Consider the following 19,000-nt stretch of genomic DNA (forward strand, 5'->3'; position numbering starts at 1 on the left):
GTCAATTCAAGTGTAAAGGATAGAGGAGCCTGCGTGTTTTTTATCCCCAAATTTGTGGCCATGTCACAAACTGTCTTTGAACAAATCAGCTTGTTTTTCATGAGTGACAGGCGGCGACGCCAGAGGGATCAGTGCAGTCTGAAGATCCATTCTGACGATGCAAAGCTGAGACAGAATTAGCTGAAGACAAGCCCCTTGGCAAGCGTCCGCAGATAGGGAATGAAAAACACCTCGAAGAGAGAACCGCAATTGTTTCTAAACCCCAACATATATTTTAGAGCCCGAAAAAAAGCCTCCGGATCCGGAGGCTTTTTGTATGCATGATGGCTATTAATGGTGTGCACGAACTTCAACGTTCTCGTCAGCCCGGTACCATAACCAGAGGTCATTGATGGTAGAAGCGAGAGAAGAGATGTTACTGTTTAATTCACAGCTGGTGTCGAAGTGGCTCTCCTCATAGAGAAGATCCTGCAATACGTTAATTTCATTTTCCAGCTCTGCTATTCTGTCTGGGATTTTTCCCCGCTCTTTTTCCCAATGCAGCATCACTTGGACCTGCTCTTGGTAGGGAAGTTCTTCTAAAGGTTTAGTAAATTGGGGCACGGCTATCCCGAGCCGGTTATCATACTCAAATGTAACAAGTTCCATGAATCAATCCTACCTCACTTTTACGAATTGGGTTCCGAACGGACAATCAGTACGTCGCATTCAGAGTGGCGCGTGATATGTTCAGACACACTGCCGATCAAGAAGCGTTCAACAGCATTCAGACCGGTTGCGCCTGTCACGATCAAATCAATCTCATATTTCTTTGCAACGTCTTTGGCAATTTTGACTTTTGGTGAACCATAATCGAGAACCAGCGATACTTTTTTGATCCCCTTTTCAAGGGCCTGTTCCTTGTACTCTTCAAGCATATCCCGAGCGTACTGTTCCGCTTCTGCGAAAATCGTACGATCATAATGCTCAACAGAGGCAAATGTGCGTGTGTCGATGATGTGACTGATAAAAAGGTTAGCGTCGTGATCACCTGCAAGCTGTACGGCTTTGTTAAATGCTCTCTTTGCTTCTTTCGATCCATCCACAGCTACCAGAACGTTGTTGTACTTCAATGGCATGTGAAGACCTCCTTTTTTCAAGTAAAATCATCTTACTCACTTTCATTATAGCAAATCTTTAGAACTTTGACGACATTTTCGTGAATCAGTTAACAATGAGTGGTTATTTTTTTACTTAAGCGGGGAATGGTCGATATAATGGACGTTGTATTCAGATTTTTTGTCCGGAGAGGGTGGTCGTTATGCGTCATGCCATTGTGACAGCAGGCACGAAAGGATTAGGGAAACAAGTAACAGAACAATTACTTCACGAGGGATATAGTGTGACCGTCAATTACCGAAGTGATGAACAGGCCGTAGAAGCGATGAAAGAGGCTTTCAGTGAAGCGAAGCATCGTTTATCATTTCTGAAAGGTGACGTGACGAACCGTCACGATATGGAGGCACTCGTGGACAGCGCAGTCGAACGGTTTGGTCGTGTGGATCTGTTGATCTGCAATGCAGGACCTTATGTGTTCGAGCGGAAAAAACTCGCAGATTATACCGATGAGCAGTGGTATGAGATGGTGGATGGGAATTTAAACTCAGCCTTTCACTTGTTCAGAAAAGCCATTCCCATTATGAGAAAACAGCAATTCGGACGGATCATTACATACGGTTTTCAAGCCTCGGATCATACGCCAGGCTGGCTGTACCGGTCTGCTTTTGCTGCATCCAAAACTGCATTGACGTCGCTTACGAAGACGGTGGCGATTGAAGAAGCAGAATTTGGCATTACAGCCAATATGGTTTGTCCAGGGAAGATCCTTGGCGATATGAAAGAGTCGTCCATTGCAGATTCCCGCAGACAGCCGGATGAAGAAACACCTGTCGGGCGATCGGGTACCGGGGAGGACATTGCACGCACTGTGCTGTTTCTTGCCGGAGAAGAATCGGACATGATCACCGGTGCGGTCGTTGAAGTGACAGGCGGGATGGACGTTCTTCACAGTCACAGGGCGTAAAATGAGTAACACAAACAGCCACACCTTCGGTTCCAGTCAGGACGGGTGTGGCTGTTTGCGGTATTAAAACCGTTATGAATTCCAAATGACCTGCAGGTCTTTTGGAAAAGAATTTAATGATACACAGCCATCTTCTGTGATCAGGATCTCGTCTTCAATCCGCACACCGGAAATGTCGGGAATGTAAATCCCCGGTTCAATGGTAAACGTCATGCCAGTGGTCAACGCGTTCTGATTTTGATCGTTCAGCGAGGGGAATTCATGCACCTGTATGCCGATACCATGACCAATCCTGTGCGGGAAATAGTTCCCGTAACCGGCTTCTTCAATTTCTTTTCTTGCAGTTTGATCCAGAGATTGAATGAGTGTGCCGGGCTTACAAAGCGCCACGGCCTTCAAGTGTGCATTGAGAACGGTTTGATAGATGGTCCTTTGCTCTTCGCTTACTTCTCCGAAAAAGACGGTACGCGTCATATCTGACGTGTAGCCTTTCCACTCGACGCCCAGGTCAAAAAGCACGGCGTCACCTTTTTGTAAGGTGCGCATACCAGGATTCCCGTGAGGATCCCCGCATTTTTCTCCGAACAAAGCCATTGTGGAGAAAGACATTTCCCGGACACCTTCTTTTTTCAACGTGTACTCAATTTGTGCGATGACTTCCATTTCCGTGACGCCTTCCTTGAGAGCGTCAACACCTGCCTGGATCCCCTGATCAGCAAGTGCCGCCGCTTCTTTCATGATCGAAATCTCTTCGTCAGACTTTGTCAGTCTCATCGCATTTAAGAGATGATCGCAGGTCACGTAGCGGCTCCCCGGGCAGTTGGACTGCCAGCTTGTGAAACGGGTCCAGGGAATATTTTCTTCAAGGGCAACAACCTGTGCATCAGGCTGCAATGCACTGAACAGTTTTGACCATGGATCTTCCGAGTCCGTATAGCCGATAATCCACTCAGGATTGAACAATTTGCTGATCTGATTGACTTCCATTTGCGGGCAAATCAAAGTCGGATTGCCTTCTTTCGGAATCACAACGCCCAAAAGCCTTTCATGTGGATCGGCATCAAAGCCTGTCAGGTAAAAGACATTCGGCCTTGACTGAACCATTACATAATCGATATTTTCCCGGTTCATGTTTTCCTGCAGGGTTTTTATGCGTTCATTCATCGGTATCAATCATCCTTTCGATAGAATTGATGGAGCTAGATTAACACTGGTAAAAGTGACACACTCGTTTCAGTCTATCATGAATTCAAACGGTCGTGCAGAGGATATTCAGTCCCCGGAACCGGAAAACGGGTGCTCTTATGAATATTTCAAGATTATTCAGGGTAAAGAATGACAGGTGTTTTAATCACAAGGACAAGGAGAGGTGTTTGAAGATGAATGTTTCATTTCACGGACACGCGGTTGTAAAAGTAGTGACGAACGGAACCACCATTTTGATTGATCCATTTATTACAGGGAACGGGGCCACGGATTTACATGCAGGCGACGTTCATGCGGATGTGATTTTGCTGACTCATGGACACAATGATCACGTTGGAGACACGGTGGCAATCGCCAAACGCTGTGACGCAAAAGTCATTGCCCCGTTTGAACTGGCTACGTATATGGGCTGGCAAGGGGTCGATGCCCATCCAATGCATATCGGTGGTGCCCATGAATTTGATTTTGGCACCGTTAAGTTTACGCAGGCGTTCCATGGATCAGCCTGGACCGATGATGAGAATCAGACGATCACGTATATGGGCATGCCGGCCGGTATTCTTTTGAAGGCTGAAGGCAAAACGATTCATCATGCCGGGGATACAGGACTCTATTCAGACATGAAATTATTGGGGGAACTGGAGAAAATCGATTTGGCCTTCCTGCCGATCGGAGATAATTTCACGATGGGACCTGAAGATGCCCGTATCGCAGCCAAGTGGATCGGTGCAGAAAAAGTTGTCCCGGTTCACTATGATACATTTCCTTTGATTGAGCAGGACGGTGAAGCCTTCTGCAAATCGCTGGGGGCCGACCAGGAAGGGATACCAATGAAACCGGGCGATGAAATTAAACTGTAAAAAAACCAGATGTGTGGTCTCATAGAGATCTGGACAGAAAGGAAGAGGCCGGTTTGATACCCGGCCTCTTCATTCTTTATGGAGAGAGATTTCTCCAATCTCATTCAAGTACTCTTCCACTTCCTGATCAAATTGCTCTCTTAAGTGGACACCACTCATATATTCTGAATCGTCGTGCTGGCTGCCTTCCAAAAGTTCCGGGATCAACCGCTGCCAGATGACTGTCCGTTCTGCGTGGTCCCGATCGAAAACCATCAGGAATTCTTCAAGAGATTTGTCCAACCCTGCTGACATACCTTCGATCAGGGCAGGTGTGTTGTTCTCGTATACTTGAACGTTGTAACGCGCCTGGCGTTCCACAATCTCGTCGGTGACTGATACTCCGTATTCATCCTCTGCATATTGCCGCCATGCCTGTTCATAAATGTAACGATCTTCGGCGAGTTGGATCATTTCAATGAGTTCCCAATCTTCCTGGAATTCCTCGCGCTGAATATAATAACGGATAAACCATTTCTCGATTTCCTGCACATCATCTTCATCAACAAGATACAAACGGTTCTGAAACAGAATTTGGGCATAGGCCGTTAAATCGGCATAATCATCCGCACTCAAAGGGGGAGTATTTTCGTGATAGACGGCCTCGACTTCTTCAAAACTGATGTCAAGGGAGCTGTCTTCGACGTTATCGTTCTGACAGGCTGTGATCAGGGACATCGTCAAAAAGCCTGCACCGATCCAGATGAATTTCCTAACCATGATGCTCTCCTCCTCTTCGGTCCAGGTTATCTTCGTCGTTACCGGTTATCATTCTGCCTGTTTTATGATACTTCAGAGGAATGTTGAAGTTGACTGAAGGAATGGAGTATAAGTGCAATGATGGCTTTCGCCATAGGCCGGGCGATAAGCCGGGTTTTCTTAATCATAATCAGATGGAAAGCCATTGTGCAAGTGAATAAATCAGGAAAAAGATCAAAGATTGTAAAAAACGAAAGGTTGAAGTTCTTTGTTTTCCATCATATACTTGTAATAGTACAGACAGTATATCACATAACAACAGTACATAAATTCAAGGAGGAACCCTTGCATGACAAAGCACGAGCAAATATTACAGCACATCCGATCATTGGAAGTAGGCAACAAAATCTCCGTAAGACATGTAGCCAAGGTCCTGAGTGTCAGTGAGGGAACGGCCTACAGAGCGATTAAAGATGCTGAAAATCAGGGACTGGTCAGCACGATCGAGCGGGTGGGCACCATTCGCATTGAGAAAAAGCAAAAAGAAAACATCGAACGATTGACGTTCGCCGAAGTCATTAATATTGTTGAAGGTTCAGTCCTGGGTGGCAGAAACGGTCTCTATAAAACGCTGAACAAATTTGTGATTGGTGCCATGAAAGCAGAAGCAATGATGCGCTATGTGGAGGCAGGCAACCTGCTGATTGTCGGGAACCGGGAACAGGTCCACAAACTGGCCCTTGAAGCGGGTTCTGCGGTATTGATTACCGGTGGTTTTGACACCAGTGACGATGTGAAACGACTTGCTGATGAGCTTGACTTACCGCTCATTTCCACTTCATATGATACGTTTACGGTTGCAACCATGATCAACCGGGCCATCTATGATCAGCTGATCAAGAAAGAGATCATCTCTGTTGAGGATATTCTCATTCCTGTGGATAAGACGGATTACCTTGTCACCGGTGAGAAACTCTTCAAGTGGAATGAATTGAACGAACGGACAGGTCATAGCCGTTATCCGGTGGTGGATAAGGATCTTAAGCTGCAAGGGATCATTACCGCGAAAGACGTTATTGGAGAAGAACCGGATACCAATGTCGAGAAAATCATGACAAGGCAGCCCATCTCTGTGACCAGTATGACCAGTGTGGCCTCAGCGGCGCACATGATGGTGTGGGAAGGCATTGAGCTCCTGCCGGTCATTAATCAGAGCAAGAAACTGATTGGGGTTATCAGCAGGCAGGATGTATTGAAGGCGCTGCAAATGTTACAGCGGCAGCCCCATGTGGGAGACACCATCGAGGACCTGGTGACGCGTCATTTTGAGGATGTGTCAACACCTCAGGAACATGCCTTTCAGCTCGAAGTCACGCCGCAAATGACAAATCACCTCGGGACCATTTCCTATGGTGTGGTGACGACGATTGTGACCGAAGCGAGCAGCAGGGTGCTGCGAAAATACAAAAAAGGCGATCTGGTTGTTGAGAACATTACGATCTTTTTTATTAAACCCGTTCAAATTGACGCAGCGATTCTGGTGAAGCCGAAAGTCCTCGAAGTCGGACGGAAATTCGGTAAAGTGGATGTGGAAATTTTCCACCAGGGACTGCTTGTCGGGAAAGCGCTCCTCGTGGCGCAGTTGATTGACAGGTAAAGAAAACGGTCCTGAAGAAACCTGAAAAACCGGACACGGAGTCCGGTTTTTCAGGATTTCTCAGCCAAAGCTTTCTCTACATATGGCTGGAGGGCTTTGAAGTGCTTGTAACCGAGGAAGATGTTCACCCCGCCGAACGCTACGAAAGCTACGAGGACAAAAGCTGCAACCGATGACTGCAGCTGTACATAGCTGTTGATTGCAAAACTGATGAAAAAGAAGCCGATGGCAATATTGCTTTTCGCACCGTAGGAACGGCGGATGGCTTCATGTTGAGAACGGTATTGATAGACTTTAAAATACAGGAAGATCATCAGAAATCCGATGATCGTAATGGCACCAAACATGAGTGTTGCTCCCTTCTGTTTCTTGGCAGTGTGAAAACCATCTGATGGCCGGTCTTTCACCTTGCACTTTCGTCTATTGTAGAATACTCTGTAAAAAGAAAGCAACTGTGAATAGGATGTGTAAAGATTGAAAAATGAGATTTTAGATTACATAGCACAATATGACCGGATCATTATTTTGAGACATGTCCGTCCCGATCCCGATGCCATCGGTTCTCAAGCGGGTCTTATGGAACTTATTAAATGGCTCCATCCCGACAAAACAGTACTGATGAGTGGGGAAAGCGATCCGGAATTTGATTTTCTGACACGCATGGATCAAGTGAAAGATGAAGAGTTTGAAGGAGCGCTTGTCATTGTCTGTGATACAGCGAACCGTGAACGGATTGATGATGAACGTTTTCAAAAAGGGGCAGCTTTGATTAAGATTGACCATCATCCAATGGTCGATTCATTCGGAGATGTGGAGTGGGTGGATGCCAAAGCGAGTTCCACTTCTGAAATGGTTTATGAACTGTTTGACAGCATTGAATCATTTCAAGGAAAGCCACCCAAGCCAGAAATGGCGCGCTATTTATATACGGGCATCGTTGGAGATACCGGGCGGTTCCGTTTTCCGAATACGACGGAACGGACTTTTGCAGCTGCAGCGCGACTGGTTTCTGCGCCGTTTTCGAGAGAGGAAATCTATGAAAAAATGTATATGAAATCCGAGAAGATGCTGCGACTCGAGGGATATGTCCTTTCAAGCGTTGAAGTAAAACCTAGCGGAGCTGCCGTTGTTCATTTACCGAAGAGCGTTCTCGAGCGCTTCCGCGTCGATGCAAAAGAAGCAGCGGCGATTGTAAACAGCTTTTCGGCACTTGAAGGCTTGAAGGCCTGGGCTTTTCTTGTGGAAGAAGACGATCAGATACGGCTGAGGATGCGTTCAAAAGGTCCGGAGATCCACAAACTCGCCGAGAAGTATCACGGTGGCGGACACCCGATGGCCGCCGGAGCGTCAGCCTTCACATGGGAAGAAGCGGAAGCCTTCAGCAAGGAACTGGATACATTGTGCGGGCAATTCGTATAAGCAAAAGAGGAATCTGTCAATCGTGCAGATTTCTCTTTTCATTTTGAAGGGAATCGGGCATAATGAAAGAAACAAGTGTTCTGATTTAAGGGGTGAATCGGTTGGCGTATACTCATTTACATATTCATACAGAATTCAGCTTACTGACGAGTCTCGTCAGGATACAGGAACTGGTGAAACGTGCGAAGAAACAGGGATTTACCGCACTTGCGATCACGGATAAGAACAATATGTACGGAACCGCCGCCTTTTACCAGGCATGTGTAAAGGAGGACATCAAGCCGATTCTCGGTGCAGAACTGACCGTGTCCCGAAATGAACCGGAAAGAGGCAATGCAGCCGCTTATACGCTGCTGTTCTATGCCAAAACCTATGCAGGCTATCAGTCGCTTGTTCAGCTGGCAACCCTGGCCGCTTCCCGTGAAGGACTCCCTTTCGTGACGCTCGAAGAGGTCAGATCAAAAGCAGAGGATCTTCTGATTATTTCCCCGTTTTCATCAGGTGAAATGCAAAGCCTCGCAGAAGCAGGTGACAAAGAGGCTGCGTCAGACTTTTTGGGTCAACTGAAAGCGATCGCAGGTCCGAAGTCCGTGTATGTGGAAATTCAAAATCACTGGCTTCCCTGGGAGCGGATGAGAATGCAGTCGATCCGTCATTGGCTCACTGCGAATCAGGTACAGGTCGTTGCAACGAATCACGTCCATTTTTTTGACAAGAGCCAGTTCAATGCAGCAGGGACGTTACAGGCGATCCGGGAAGGAACGTCCACAAAAGCAATGGATGACAGCCTGTTATCACCTGAGATGTATTTGAAGAGTGAACAGGAGATGCAAGAGCAATTTGCCAAATGGCGTCAGGCCCTCGACGTTACGAATACGATCGCCGATCAGTGTGAAGTGGAACTGCCTTTTGGCGGAAAGATTCTTCCTTCCTATCCTCTCGAACCCGGACAAGAGACCTCTCAGGTGCTCCGGGACTGGTGTGAAAAGGGATTAACAGCCAGAGTGAGCGATCCGGATGAGGCTTATCAAGAACGATTGAAGAAAGAACTGCGTGTGATCCGGGAAATGGGGTACGAAGATTATTTCCTGATCGTAGCCGATTTTATGCGGTTTGCTCATGATCAAGGCATTTTGACCGGTCCGGGAAGAGGATCTGCCGCAGGGTCGATCGTTGCTTATGTGCTGGGGATCACGGACGTGGACCCGTTGGCGTATGACCTGCTGTTCGAACGGTTTCTCAATCCGGAGCGGGTTTCCATGCCGGATATCGATATCGACTTTTCGGACCGGTCACGGGACAAAGTGATCCACTATGTACAGCATCGGTACGGGTCTTCTCACGTGGCACAGATTATCACCTTCGGAACACTTGCAGCAAAGGCTGCACTGAGAGACACGGCACGGGCTTTGGAGATCCCGGTGAGTGAAGTGGACCAGCTGACCAGGCAGGTTCCTTCGAGACCGAACATCACGCTCGATGAAGCGTACGCTGAATCCGGCAGCTTTCGAGAACTGCTGGAGGCAATGCCTTCGGGCAGAGATTTATTTGATACAGCAAAGGCCATTGAAGGACTGGCGAGGCATACGTCCATTCATGCAGCTGGAGTGGTGATGAGTGAACATCCACTGACGGATGTTGTGCCGCTCGAGTCCGGCCATGACGGCTTATTTCTCACGCAATACCCGATGAATGATCTCGAGGCGTTAGGGCTGTTAAAGATGGATTTTCTTGGGCTGCGGAACCTGAGCTTTATGGAACGGATCAGAGAACTGGTCTATGAAAAAAACGGGGAATGGCTCGATGTAACAAGGCTCCCGATTGAGGATGATCAGATGTTTGCGCTGTTTGCTAAAGGGGCGACCAACGGCATCTTTCAACTGGAGTCTCAAGGGATGCGCCGGGTACTGAAACAGCTTCGCCCAAGCCGTTTTGAAGATATCGTAGCCGTGAACGCCCTCTACCGCCCGGGTCCGATGGAACAGATTCCGACGTTTATCGCACGGAAAAATGGTGAGGAGCCGATCAGCTATCCGCATGCAGATCTTGAGACGATTTTGAAACCAACCTACGGGGTCATGATTTATCAGGAACAGATCATGCAAATTGCCGCCGTGATGGCAGGATTCAGCCTTGCTGAGGCAGATCTTCTCCGGCGGGCGGTCAGTAAGAAAAAAAAGGAGGAACTGGATCGCTCGAGAACCCTGTTTGTGTCGGGTGCTGAAGGGAAGGGGTACAGCACCGCTGAGGCAGAATCGGTCTACGATCTGATTGAACGGTTTGCCAACTATGGGTTCAATCGGAGTCATGCGGTGGCATACAGCATGATCTCCTGCAGACTCGGCTGGCTGAAAACGCATCACCCGGATGCGTTTATGGCAGCTTTGATGGAACAGACCGTCCACGCACCGGATAAACTGGTCAGCTTCATGGCAGAGGCCAGGGACATGAATCTCATGGTATCAGGTCCTTCTGTGCAGCATAGCGGGTTGGGTGTTTCGGTTGTTGAACGGGCGATTTATTTACCCCTCACTGTCATCCGCTATACCGGCGTGCAGGCGATTGAGGAAATCGTCCGTGTCCGCGGCCTTGAAGGACCCTTCACGAGCCTGTTTGATTTTTGCAAACGGGTCTCGCTGAAAAAAGTCAATCGCCGTGCGATTGAATCCCTGATTATGGCAGGAGCAATGGATGATTTTGGCGTTGAGAGAACGACGCTGTTTGCATCCCTTGATGATGCGATTCAATATGGTGATGAGGAAGGCAAAGGATTTTCGCTTTTTGACCAGGAAGGCGGCGAACCGGCCTACACGACCGGCGGCAAAATGACGTTAATGAATAAGCTGGATGAAGAGCAGGAAGCAATGGGCTTTTACATGTCCGGTCATCCGGTGGAGGATTATGAGGAACTGCTGAGACCGTTTAACAAAATGTCGATTCATGAGGCCATTGATACACACGGGCAGTCAGGGAAAACAGTTCGTGTTGCCGGTATGGTGGAGAAGGTCCGCTATGTCCAGACGAAAAAAGGCGAGCAGATGGCGTTCATCCATATCACCGATGAAACAGGCGGACTCGACGTCACGGTGTTTCCGAAGGTCTTGAAGAACCATCAAATGAGCTTGAAAAAACAGGAGCTTGTTTTTCTCGAAGGTCAAATGCAGTGGCGGCAGGATCAGTGGAATCTCATCATGGAAAAAGCCATCACGATCGATATGCTGAAAATGCGAAAGAAAGACAAGCAGCAGCCGGTATTGTATTTGTTCATTTCGTTGCTTCATGAAAAAACCGGTAAAGGTGAAGCCGTTAAAGAAGTGCTGCAGGATACACCTGGTGATGTCCCGGTCGTGATCAAATACGAATCCTCCGGTGAAGTGAAGAAATTATCGGAACTCTGGAATATCGCCGCTGAAGACGAGCTTTTGATGAAACTCGAAGGGATACTTGGTAAAAAGAATGTGCATTTCCGTTCATCAAGGGTGTGATGAACGGATTTTTTTTGATATAATAACAGAGGCTAGGGGTGGTCTGACCACCAGATTCCAAAAAGGAGCGTGGGGGCATTGTCTACATTACGAGAAGAAGCACTACATATGCACAAAGTGCATCAGGGTAAAATTGAAACCACACCAAAAGTTGCTGTCAGGAATGCTGAAGATTTATCATTGGCTTATTCACCGGGGGTCGCGGAACCGTGTAAAGAGATTTTTGAGGATCCGCAAACCGTTTATGATTACACGGTGAAAGGGAATATGGTAGGCGTTGTGACAGATGGTTCGGCTGTTCTTGGACTCGGGAATATCGGGCCGGAAGCTTCATTGCCGGTCATGGAAGGGAAGGCCGTACTGTTTAAATCTTTTGCAGGTGTGGATGCCTTTCCGATTTGCCTGAATACCAACGATGTGGATGAAATCGTGAACACAGTGAAATTGATGGAGCCCACTTTCGGCGGGATCAATCTGGAAGACATTTCTGCACCCCGCTGCTTCGACATTGAGGAACGATTAAAAAGAGAATTGAATATTCCGGTCTTTCACGATGACCAGCACGGTACCGCGATCGTTACGGCTGCCGGACTGTTGAATGCCCTGAAGCTATCTGGCAAAAAAATGGAAGAAATCAAAGTGGTTGTCAATGGTGCAGGAGCGGCAGGAATTGCCATCATCAAACTGTTGATGAGTATGGGCTGTAAATCCTTTATTCTTTGTGATTCCAAAGGAGCCATCTTTGAAGGCAGACCATACGGCATGAATGATTTGAAAGATGAGCTTGCCTCTAAGACGAACCTCGAAAAGAAAGAAGGGAAATTGGGGGATGTCATAAAAGATACAGACGTGTTTGTCGGGGTGTCGGTAGAAGGAGCATTGACGGCAGACATGGTTAAGAGCATGAATGACAATCCGATCATTTTTGCGATGGCCAATCCAATACCGGAAATCATGCCTGAAGAAGCAAAAGCTGCAGGGGCAAGTGTCATTGGTACGGGTCGGTCGGATTTCCCGAATCAGGTGAATAATGTTCTTGCTTTTCCCGGAATATTCCGGGGAGCCCTTGACGTGAATGCCACGCATATCAATGAAGAAATGAAAGTGGCAGCGGTCAAAGCCATTGCCGGTCTCGTTGGTCATGACGAGTTTCATGCGGACTACGTGATCCCCGGGCCATTCGATAAACGGGTGGCACCAGCAGTTGCAAAAGCTGTCGCCATGGCTGCGATGGAAACGGGTGTTGCAAGACGAAAAGTTGACCCGGATGCAGTGGAGCGGAAAACCTACAAACTGACGATGATCGAAGAGGAATAGTGGGTATCCGGACCGGTCTGATAACCAGCGGTCCGGATTTTCAAGAAGATAGGAACGTGATGAAACAATGGATAAAGTCTATATGAATATCCTTAAAGCCATCGATGAGATAATCGAAGAAGATGGCTTGATCGCAGGAGACAAGTTGCCCTCAGAGCGGGAACTGGCCGAGCGGCTGGATGCCGGGCGTTCCTCCGTCAGAGAAGCGTTCCGTGCCCTCGAACTTCTTGATTTAATCGAGACGAGGAAAGGGGAAGGCACTTTTGTCAAACAGCCCGGGAGTCACAGGTTGGCCGAACTGCTGGCCGGTTTTTTCCTCCGGGAACCAAAAGCAAGACAGGACCTTTCAGAGACACGACGGATCATTGAGGCAGAAGCGGTCAGATTAGCCTGTGAGCGGCATGAAGCCTGGCAACTGGTGAAGCTGAAGGAATTAATTGAAGAAGCCAGGAATGGTTCAGAAGAAGGAGACGTCCCGGTAGAGGAGGATTATGCTTTTCATAAGATGCTCGTCCAATCCGGGAACAATCAGCTGATGCTGAATATCTGGCGCCCTCTGGTGGCTTACAGTAAAGCGGCATTGAAATCTTCTCTGGAGAGAGAAGGAAGAATTGAGAAAGCCCTCAGGGAGCATGAGTTGATTGTTGAGGCAATCGAGAAACGGGATGCAGATGCAGCGGTGAGTGCACTGCTTGAACATCTTGAGAACAGTGAATTTTAGAGCGTCCCATCGGACAGTACCACTCCACATAATAGCAGTATGCCTATACACCGGCAGCGACTTCAAGAAGAGGTGAACAGAATGATTAAGGGATTTTTCAATAAACGGAAAAAATATGCGACCATTCCGTCCAAAAAAGGACGGAAAGAAGTACCTGAGGGCTTGATGAGTAAATGCCCGAAATGCAAAACAATCACATACGCCAAGGAACTGCGTAATCAGAAATATGTCTGCGATCATTGTGATCACCATCATCGTATAGGCTCGGCAGACCGGATTGCCTGTACATTGGATGAAGGGTCGTTTACACCCTATGACGAAAACATGATTTCAAAAAACCCTCTGCAATTTCCAGGTTATGATGAAAAGTCGGTGTCAGACCGGGAAAAGAGTGGTTTGAACGAAGCTGTGCGAACCGGCAGCGGAACGATTTCCGGTTACCCGGTTATGATAGCAGTCATGGATGCAGGATTTCGAATGGGAAGCATGGGCTCGGTCGTCGGAGAAAAAATCACCCGTGCGGTTGAAAAAGCGATTGAAGAGCAGGTGCCATTCATTTTATTCTCTGCTTCAGGTGGGGCGAGGATGCAAGAAGGTGTTTTGAGCCTGATGCAGATGGCAAAGACCAGTACAGCCCTGAACCAGTTGAGAGAACAAGGGCTGCTCTTTATCAGCGTGATGACGGACCCGACAACGGGAGGCGTATCAGCGAGTTTTTCTTCTCTTGGAGACATCAACCTGGCTGAACCGGGTGCTTTGATCGGTTTTGCAGGGAGACGGATTATTGAACAGACGATTCGCGAAAAACTTCCGGATGATTTTCAGACAGCTGAATTTCTGATGAATCACGGGCAACTCGATCAGGTTGTTCACCGCAAAAACATGCGGGAAACATTGGCGACAATCGTGAAATTGCATCAACCGTATCATGGAGGTGACGGGCATGCCTGAAGAATTACCCTTTGAAAAACCGATCATTGAACTGCGAAATAAAATTGCAGAATTAAAAAGCTTCAAGGCGGAAAAAGAGATCGATTTGTCCGGAGAAATTAAAAAATTGGAAAATCGGCTCGTGCAGCTTGAAGAAGATATTTATGGAAACATGGACCCATGGGATCGTGTCCAGATTGCAAGACTGAGTCAACGACCGACGACGCTTGATTATATCGGTTACCTGTTTACGGATTTTCTCGAGTTTCACGGCGATCGTCTTTACGCTGATGATGCGGCGATTGTCGGCGGGATCGCGTCGTTTGACGGTCAGCCCGTAACGGTCATCGGTCATCAGCGAGGGCGGGACACGAAAGAAAATGTCCGCCGGAATTTTGGGATGCCCCACCCGGAAGGCTACCGCAAAGCCCTTCGTCTGATGAAGCAGGCGGAGAAATTCAACCGGCCAATCTTCTGTTTTATTGATACGAAAGGTGCATTTCCCGGAAAAGCGGCTGAAGAGCGTGGACAGAGTGAAGCGATCGCCAGAAATCTGATTGAGATGGCTTCACTGAAAGTGCCGGTTATTTCGATTGTGATCGGAGAAGGAGGAAGCGGAGGAGCCCTGGCCCTCGGCGTTGCCGACCGGATTCTGATGCTTGAAAATGCCACGTATTCCGTCATTTCTCCAGAGGGAGCGGCAACGATCCTTTGGAAAGACGCGTCAAAGGCGAAAGATGCAGCAGAGACGATGAAGATTACGGCACCGGATTTAGCTGAACTGGGTGTGATTGACGAAATGATTTCAGAAATCCGTGGTGGTGCACATCGGAATATCGCTGCTCAAGTGGAATATATCCGAGCCACACTTCAGCGAAACCTCAACGAATTAATGAAACTTGACGGGGAATCACTCGTTCTGGAACGGTACAAAAAATTTAAGAAAATCGGCGAGTATGACCATGTAAACGATGTCATGACTGATACACCTGATCAATGATTCACAATAAGGGGCGGATCAGGCTGCGTAGTGGTCTGATCTCTATTGTTTTTTAAGCAGGGAAGTGTTATTTTTAACTAGTGTGATATGTAGCTGAGACTAAACTATACAGAGGTGAAATATGATGAAGCGAATTGCTGTTTTGACCAGTGGAGGTGATTCACCGGGGATGAACGCTGCGATTCGGGCGGTTGTCCGAAAAGCGATTTATCACGGTGTTGAAGTATATGGTGTCTATTACGGATTCCAGGGGCTGATTGATGGAGATATCAAAAAGCTTGAGTTGGGTTCTGTAGGGGACATCATCCATCGTGGCGGTACGATTCTGTACACCGCCCGCTGTGAAGAATTCAAAACGAAAGAAGGACAGTTCAAAGGGATCGATCAGTTGAAAAAGTTTGGTATTGAAGGACTGGTAGTCATCGGTGGAGACGGTTCTTTCCAGGGTGCGAAGAAACTGACGGAACATGGTTTTCCGGCTATCGGTGTACCTGGAACCATTGATAATGACATTCCGGGAACGGATTTCACCATCGGTTTCGATACGGCGCTGAATACCGTCATCGATGCCATTGACAAAATCCGTGATACCGCCACTTCTCATGAACGCACGTATGTTGTGGAAGTCATGGGTCGTGACGCCGGAGACCTGGCTTTATGGGCCGGTTTGGCTGACGGAGCGGAGACCATCATGATTCCGGAAGTGGATGATAAGATGGAAGACATCGTCGCCCGTTTAAAGCGGGGGCATGAACGCGGCAAAAAACACAGTATCATCGTCGTTGCCGAAGGTGCCGGCTCCGCGGTCGAGATCGGGAAAGAAATTGAGGAACAAACCAAATACGAAACGCGTGTGACGGTTTTGGGTCATATTCAACGCGGCGGCTCTCCAACAGGGCGTGACCGGGTTCTGGCCAGCCGATTGGGTGCCCGTGCTGTTGAGCTTCTGCTTGAAGGTGAGGCAGGTAAGGTCGTCGGGATCGAGCGAAATGAAATCGTTCATCACGATATCCAGGACGCACTTTCAAAGAAACCATCGTTCGATCACGACATCTATAAGCTGTCCAAGGAACTGTCCATTTAATCCTTGGCAGCCGGTGTCCTCAGAAAAAAACAGTACATGACAAGCAACTGGAGCAACGCTTTGCTCTGGTTTTCGTCTGCCGTGTACGCCGTCTGTTATCAACGCAGTATGTGAAGAACCTGATGCTGATTAAACTCGTTCAAAGTGATTTTGAGAAAATAAACATCGTGCAGTGCGGCTTTAACAGAGTCAGGAATTATAAGGAGGAAAATGATGATTACTAGAAAGACGAAAATTGTTTGTACCATCGGACCTGCCAGTGAATCGCCGGAAATGTTGACCAGCCTGATTGATGCTGGAATGAACGTGGCACGGCTGAACTTTTCCCACGGAGATTTTGACGAGCACGGTGCCCGTATCAAATCGATTCGGGAAGCTTCTGAAAAGGCTGGCGAGAGCGTAGCGATTCTTCTCGACACAAAAGGTCCTGAAATCCGCACACAAACCCTCGAAGGTGGTTTTGCGGATCTTGAAAAAGGAAAAACCGTCCGTGTATCGATGAAAGAAGTTGTCGGCAATGCTGATAAGATCTCTGTGACGTACCCGGGACTTATCAATGATGTCCATGTTGGATCATTCCTGCTTCTTGATGATGGATTGATTGAATTGAAAGTAACCGCGATCGAAGAAGATGAACTTGTTACCGAAGTGGTAAACTCCGGTACACTGAAGAATAAAAAAGGTGTCAATGTTCCGAATGTCAGTGTCAATCTTCCTGGTATCACAGAAAAAGATGCGAATGATATCATTTTCGGGATTGAGCAGGACGTTGATTTCATTGCTGCATCATTTGTTCGCCGTGCGTCGGACGTTCACGAAATCCGCGAACTGCTTGAAAAGCATAATGCGACACACATTCAGATCATTCCAAAGATCGAAAACCAGGAAGGCGTGGACAATATTGATGAGATCCTCGAAGCTTCCGATGGTTTGATGGTTGCTCGTGGTGACCTTGGTGTCGAAATTCCGGCAGAAGACGTACCACTCGTTCAAAAGGAACTGATCAAAAAATGCAATCAGATGGGTAAACCCGTCATCACGGCGACGCAGATGCTTGATTCCATGCAGCGTAATCCTCGCCCAACCCGAGCGGAAGCGAGTGACGTGGCAAATGCGATTTTCGACGGAACAGATGCGATCATGCTCTCCGGAGAAACTGCAGCCGGTGATTACCCGCGTGAATCGGTCCAGACGATGGCAAACATCGCGTTCAAAACAGAATCTGCACTGAAATATCGTGAGATTCTCCGTAAGAAGTCTAAGGAAATCGAAAATACAGTCACCGATGCGATCAGTCAGTCTGTTTCTCATACAGCGCTGAACCTGGGTGCGGCTGCGATCGTCACTGCGACACAAAGTGGCCACACGGCGCGGATGATCTCAAAATACCGTCCGGAAGCACCGATTATTGCTGTCACAAGCAGTGCTCGTGTAAACCGTGCAATGGCTCTTGTATGGGGCGTATATGCCCGTACAGGTTCGCAGGTGGATTCAACGGATGAAATGCTTCGCTTATCGGTCGATGAAGCGAAGAAATCCGGATATGTGAATAATGGTGATCTCGTCGTGATTACAGCAGGTGTACCAGTGGGTGAATCCGGTACGACCAACCTGATGAAAGTGCAACTCGTCGGTGAAGTGGCAGCGCGTGGACAGGGTATTGGCCGCCGCGCGAAAGCAGGCCGTGTCGTTGTTGCAAAGACAGGTCAGGAAGCAGTCAAAAAGATGAAGCAAGGTGACGTGCTGATTACATCTTCCACGGATAAAGACATGATGGAGGCGTTTGAAAAAGCAGCCGCTGTCGTGACGGAATCCGGTGGTTTGACCTCTCACGCAGCGGTTGTCGGTCTCAACCTCGGGATTCCGGTTATCGTTGGTGTCGACCAGGCTACGGCTCTTTTCAATGATGGTGACGAAGTGACAGTGGATGCCCAGCAAGGAAAGATTTACAAAGGGCAGGCTTCTATCCTATAATAGAATACAGGCACAAAGACGATGAGAGGGGCTTGCCCCTCTCATTTTTTAGACTTTAACAACGCCTGAAATACAGAAGTGACGGGAATTCCCGTTTTTCCAAGCAAGTAAAGGGAGTGAAGATTCATGGGCAAACTGCTCTTATTGTTGTTGATTATTGTTCCGGCGATGGAGATCGGCGTTTTGATCTTATCCGGAAATACCATCGGTGTGATTCCGACGATACTGCTCATCATCCTGACGGGGATTCTGGGGGCCGCCCTGGCCAAGAAAGAGGGACTCAATGCCATACGAACCGCACAATTGCAGGCATCTCAAGGACAGGTTCCGGCGTCCGTACTGCTTGATGGCATCTGTATCCTCGTCGGGGGTGTGGTGTTGTTGACGCCTGGATTCATTACTGACGCGATGGGCTTTTTATTACTGATCCCGCAGACACGTGCGATTTTTAAAGGCTTTTTGCAGAAGATGTTCTACTATATGGTGAAAAATGGATCGGCAATCTATGTCTCCGGTGGAAGCTGGAAAAAACGTCCATAAACACCCG

General features: G+C 48.0%; 17 protein-coding genes. 12 read left to right on the forward strand and 5 right to left on the reverse strand.

Annotation, left to right across the window (positions count from 1 at the left end):
* Nucleotides 1–330 precede the first annotated feature (330 nt).
* Nucleotides 331–648, reverse strand: coding sequence for a hypothetical protein (locus tag BBEV_RS04360; RefSeq protein WP_069364352.1), 318 nt, complete (start codon nt 646–648; stop codon nt 331–333).
* Between the two features lie 20 nt (nt 649–668).
* Complete coding sequence (locus BBEV_RS04365) at nt 669–1,118, reverse strand: universal stress protein (protein ID WP_069364353.1); 450 nt, start codon at nt 1,116–1,118, stop codon at nt 669–671.
* 182 nt (nt 1,119–1,300) lie between these two features.
* Here BBEV_RS04365 and BBEV_RS04370 point away from each other — a divergent pair, with 182 nt between their 5' ends.
* The gene (locus BBEV_RS04370; protein WP_069364354.1) at nt 1,301–2,062 is read left to right on the forward strand and encodes an SDR family oxidoreductase; all 762 of its coding nucleotides are present in this window, start codon (nt 1,301–1,303) and stop codon (nt 2,060–2,062) included.
* A 72-nt stretch (nt 2,063–2,134) separates the two neighbouring features.
* Here BBEV_RS04370 and BBEV_RS04375 read toward each other — a convergent pair whose 3' ends face one another.
* A complete protein-coding gene (locus tag BBEV_RS04375) occupies nt 2,135–3,226 on the reverse strand; it encodes a M24 family metallopeptidase (protein ID WP_069364355.1) in 1,092 nt (363 codons plus the stop codon).
* Between the two features lie 215 nt (nt 3,227–3,441).
* On the opposite strand from BBEV_RS04375, the gene BBEV_RS04380 reads away from it, so the two are divergent.
* Nucleotides 3,442–4,128, forward strand: a complete 687-nt coding sequence (locus BBEV_RS04380) for a metal-dependent hydrolase (protein ID WP_069364356.1) — start codon at nt 3,442–3,444, stop codon at nt 4,126–4,128.
* A 69-nt stretch (nt 4,129–4,197) separates the two neighbouring features.
* Here BBEV_RS04380 and BBEV_RS04385 read toward each other — a convergent pair whose 3' ends face one another.
* The gene (locus BBEV_RS04385) at nt 4,198–4,887 is read right to left on the reverse strand and encodes a hypothetical protein (RefSeq protein WP_069364357.1); all 690 of its coding nucleotides are present in this window, start codon (nt 4,885–4,887) and stop codon (nt 4,198–4,200) included.
* Between the two features lie 328 nt (nt 4,888–5,215).
* Between BBEV_RS04385 and BBEV_RS04390 the strand changes: the two genes are divergently transcribed.
* The gene (locus tag BBEV_RS04390) at nt 5,216–6,523 is read left to right on the forward strand and encodes a DRTGG domain-containing protein (protein ID WP_069364358.1); all 1,308 of its coding nucleotides are present in this window, start codon (nt 5,216–5,218) and stop codon (nt 6,521–6,523) included.
* 50 nt (nt 6,524–6,573) lie between these two features.
* Here BBEV_RS04390 and BBEV_RS04395 read toward each other — a convergent pair whose 3' ends face one another.
* Nucleotides 6,574–6,930, reverse strand: coding sequence for a YtpI family protein (locus tag BBEV_RS04395; RefSeq protein ID WP_198155065.1), 357 nt, complete (start codon nt 6,928–6,930; stop codon nt 6,574–6,576).
* Between the two features lie 67 nt (nt 6,931–6,997).
* Between BBEV_RS04395 and BBEV_RS04400 the strand changes: the two genes are divergently transcribed.
* The 9 genes from BBEV_RS04400 (at nt 6,998) to BBEV_RS04440 (ending at nt 18,993) form a co-directional block, all read left to right on the forward strand.
* Entirely contained in the window at nt 6,998–7,942 is a 945-nt protein-coding gene (locus tag BBEV_RS04400) for a DHH family phosphoesterase (RefSeq protein WP_069364360.1), read from the forward strand.
* Nucleotides 7,943–8,034: 92 nt separating this feature from the next.
* Entirely contained in the window at nt 8,035–11,427 is a 3,393-nt protein-coding gene (gene dnaE / locus BBEV_RS04405; RefSeq protein WP_084007216.1) for a DNA polymerase III subunit alpha, read from the forward strand.
* 108 nt (nt 11,428–11,535) lie between these two features.
* Nucleotides 11,536–12,744: an NADP-dependent malic enzyme gene (locus BBEV_RS04410; protein WP_069364362.1), complete on the forward strand. Its 1,209-nt coding sequence runs from the start codon at nt 11,536–11,538 to the stop codon at nt 12,742–12,744.
* A 67-nt stretch (nt 12,745–12,811) separates the two neighbouring features.
* Nucleotides 12,812–13,465, forward strand: coding sequence for a FadR/GntR family transcriptional regulator (locus BBEV_RS04415; protein WP_069364363.1), 654 nt, complete (start codon nt 12,812–12,814; stop codon nt 13,463–13,465).
* An 81-nt stretch (nt 13,466–13,546) separates the two neighbouring features.
* Entirely contained in the window at nt 13,547–14,416 is an 870-nt protein-coding gene (accD, locus tag BBEV_RS04420) for an acetyl-CoA carboxylase, carboxyltransferase subunit beta (RefSeq protein WP_069364364.1), read from the forward strand.
* On the forward strand, nt 14,409–15,395 hold the full coding sequence (gene accA, locus BBEV_RS04425) for an acetyl-CoA carboxylase carboxyl transferase subunit alpha (protein WP_069364365.1): 987 nt from the start codon (nt 14,409–14,411) through the stop codon (nt 15,393–15,395). The genes accD and accA overlap by 8 nt, the downstream gene beginning before the upstream one ends.
* A gap of 124 nt (nt 15,396–15,519) precedes the next feature.
* Complete coding sequence (gene pfkA, locus BBEV_RS04430; protein ID WP_069364366.1) at nt 15,520–16,479, forward strand: 6-phosphofructokinase; 960 nt, start codon at nt 15,520–15,522, stop codon at nt 16,477–16,479.
* A gap of 213 nt (nt 16,480–16,692) precedes the next feature.
* Nucleotides 16,693–18,453, forward strand: coding sequence for a pyruvate kinase (gene pyk / locus BBEV_RS04435; RefSeq protein WP_069364367.1), 1,761 nt, complete (start codon nt 16,693–16,695; stop codon nt 18,451–18,453).
* A 126-nt stretch (nt 18,454–18,579) separates the two neighbouring features.
* Nucleotides 18,580–18,993, forward strand: coding sequence for an FxsA family protein (locus BBEV_RS04440; protein ID WP_069364368.1), 414 nt, complete (start codon nt 18,580–18,582; stop codon nt 18,991–18,993).
* The last annotated feature ends 7 nt before the right edge of the window (nt 18,994–19,000 follow it).

Source organism: Salisediminibacterium beveridgei, from assembly GCF_001721685.1.
In the GTDB taxonomy this organism is placed as follows: Bacteria; Bacillota; Bacilli; order Bacillales; family Salisediminibacteriaceae; genus Salisediminibacterium; species Salisediminibacterium beveridgei.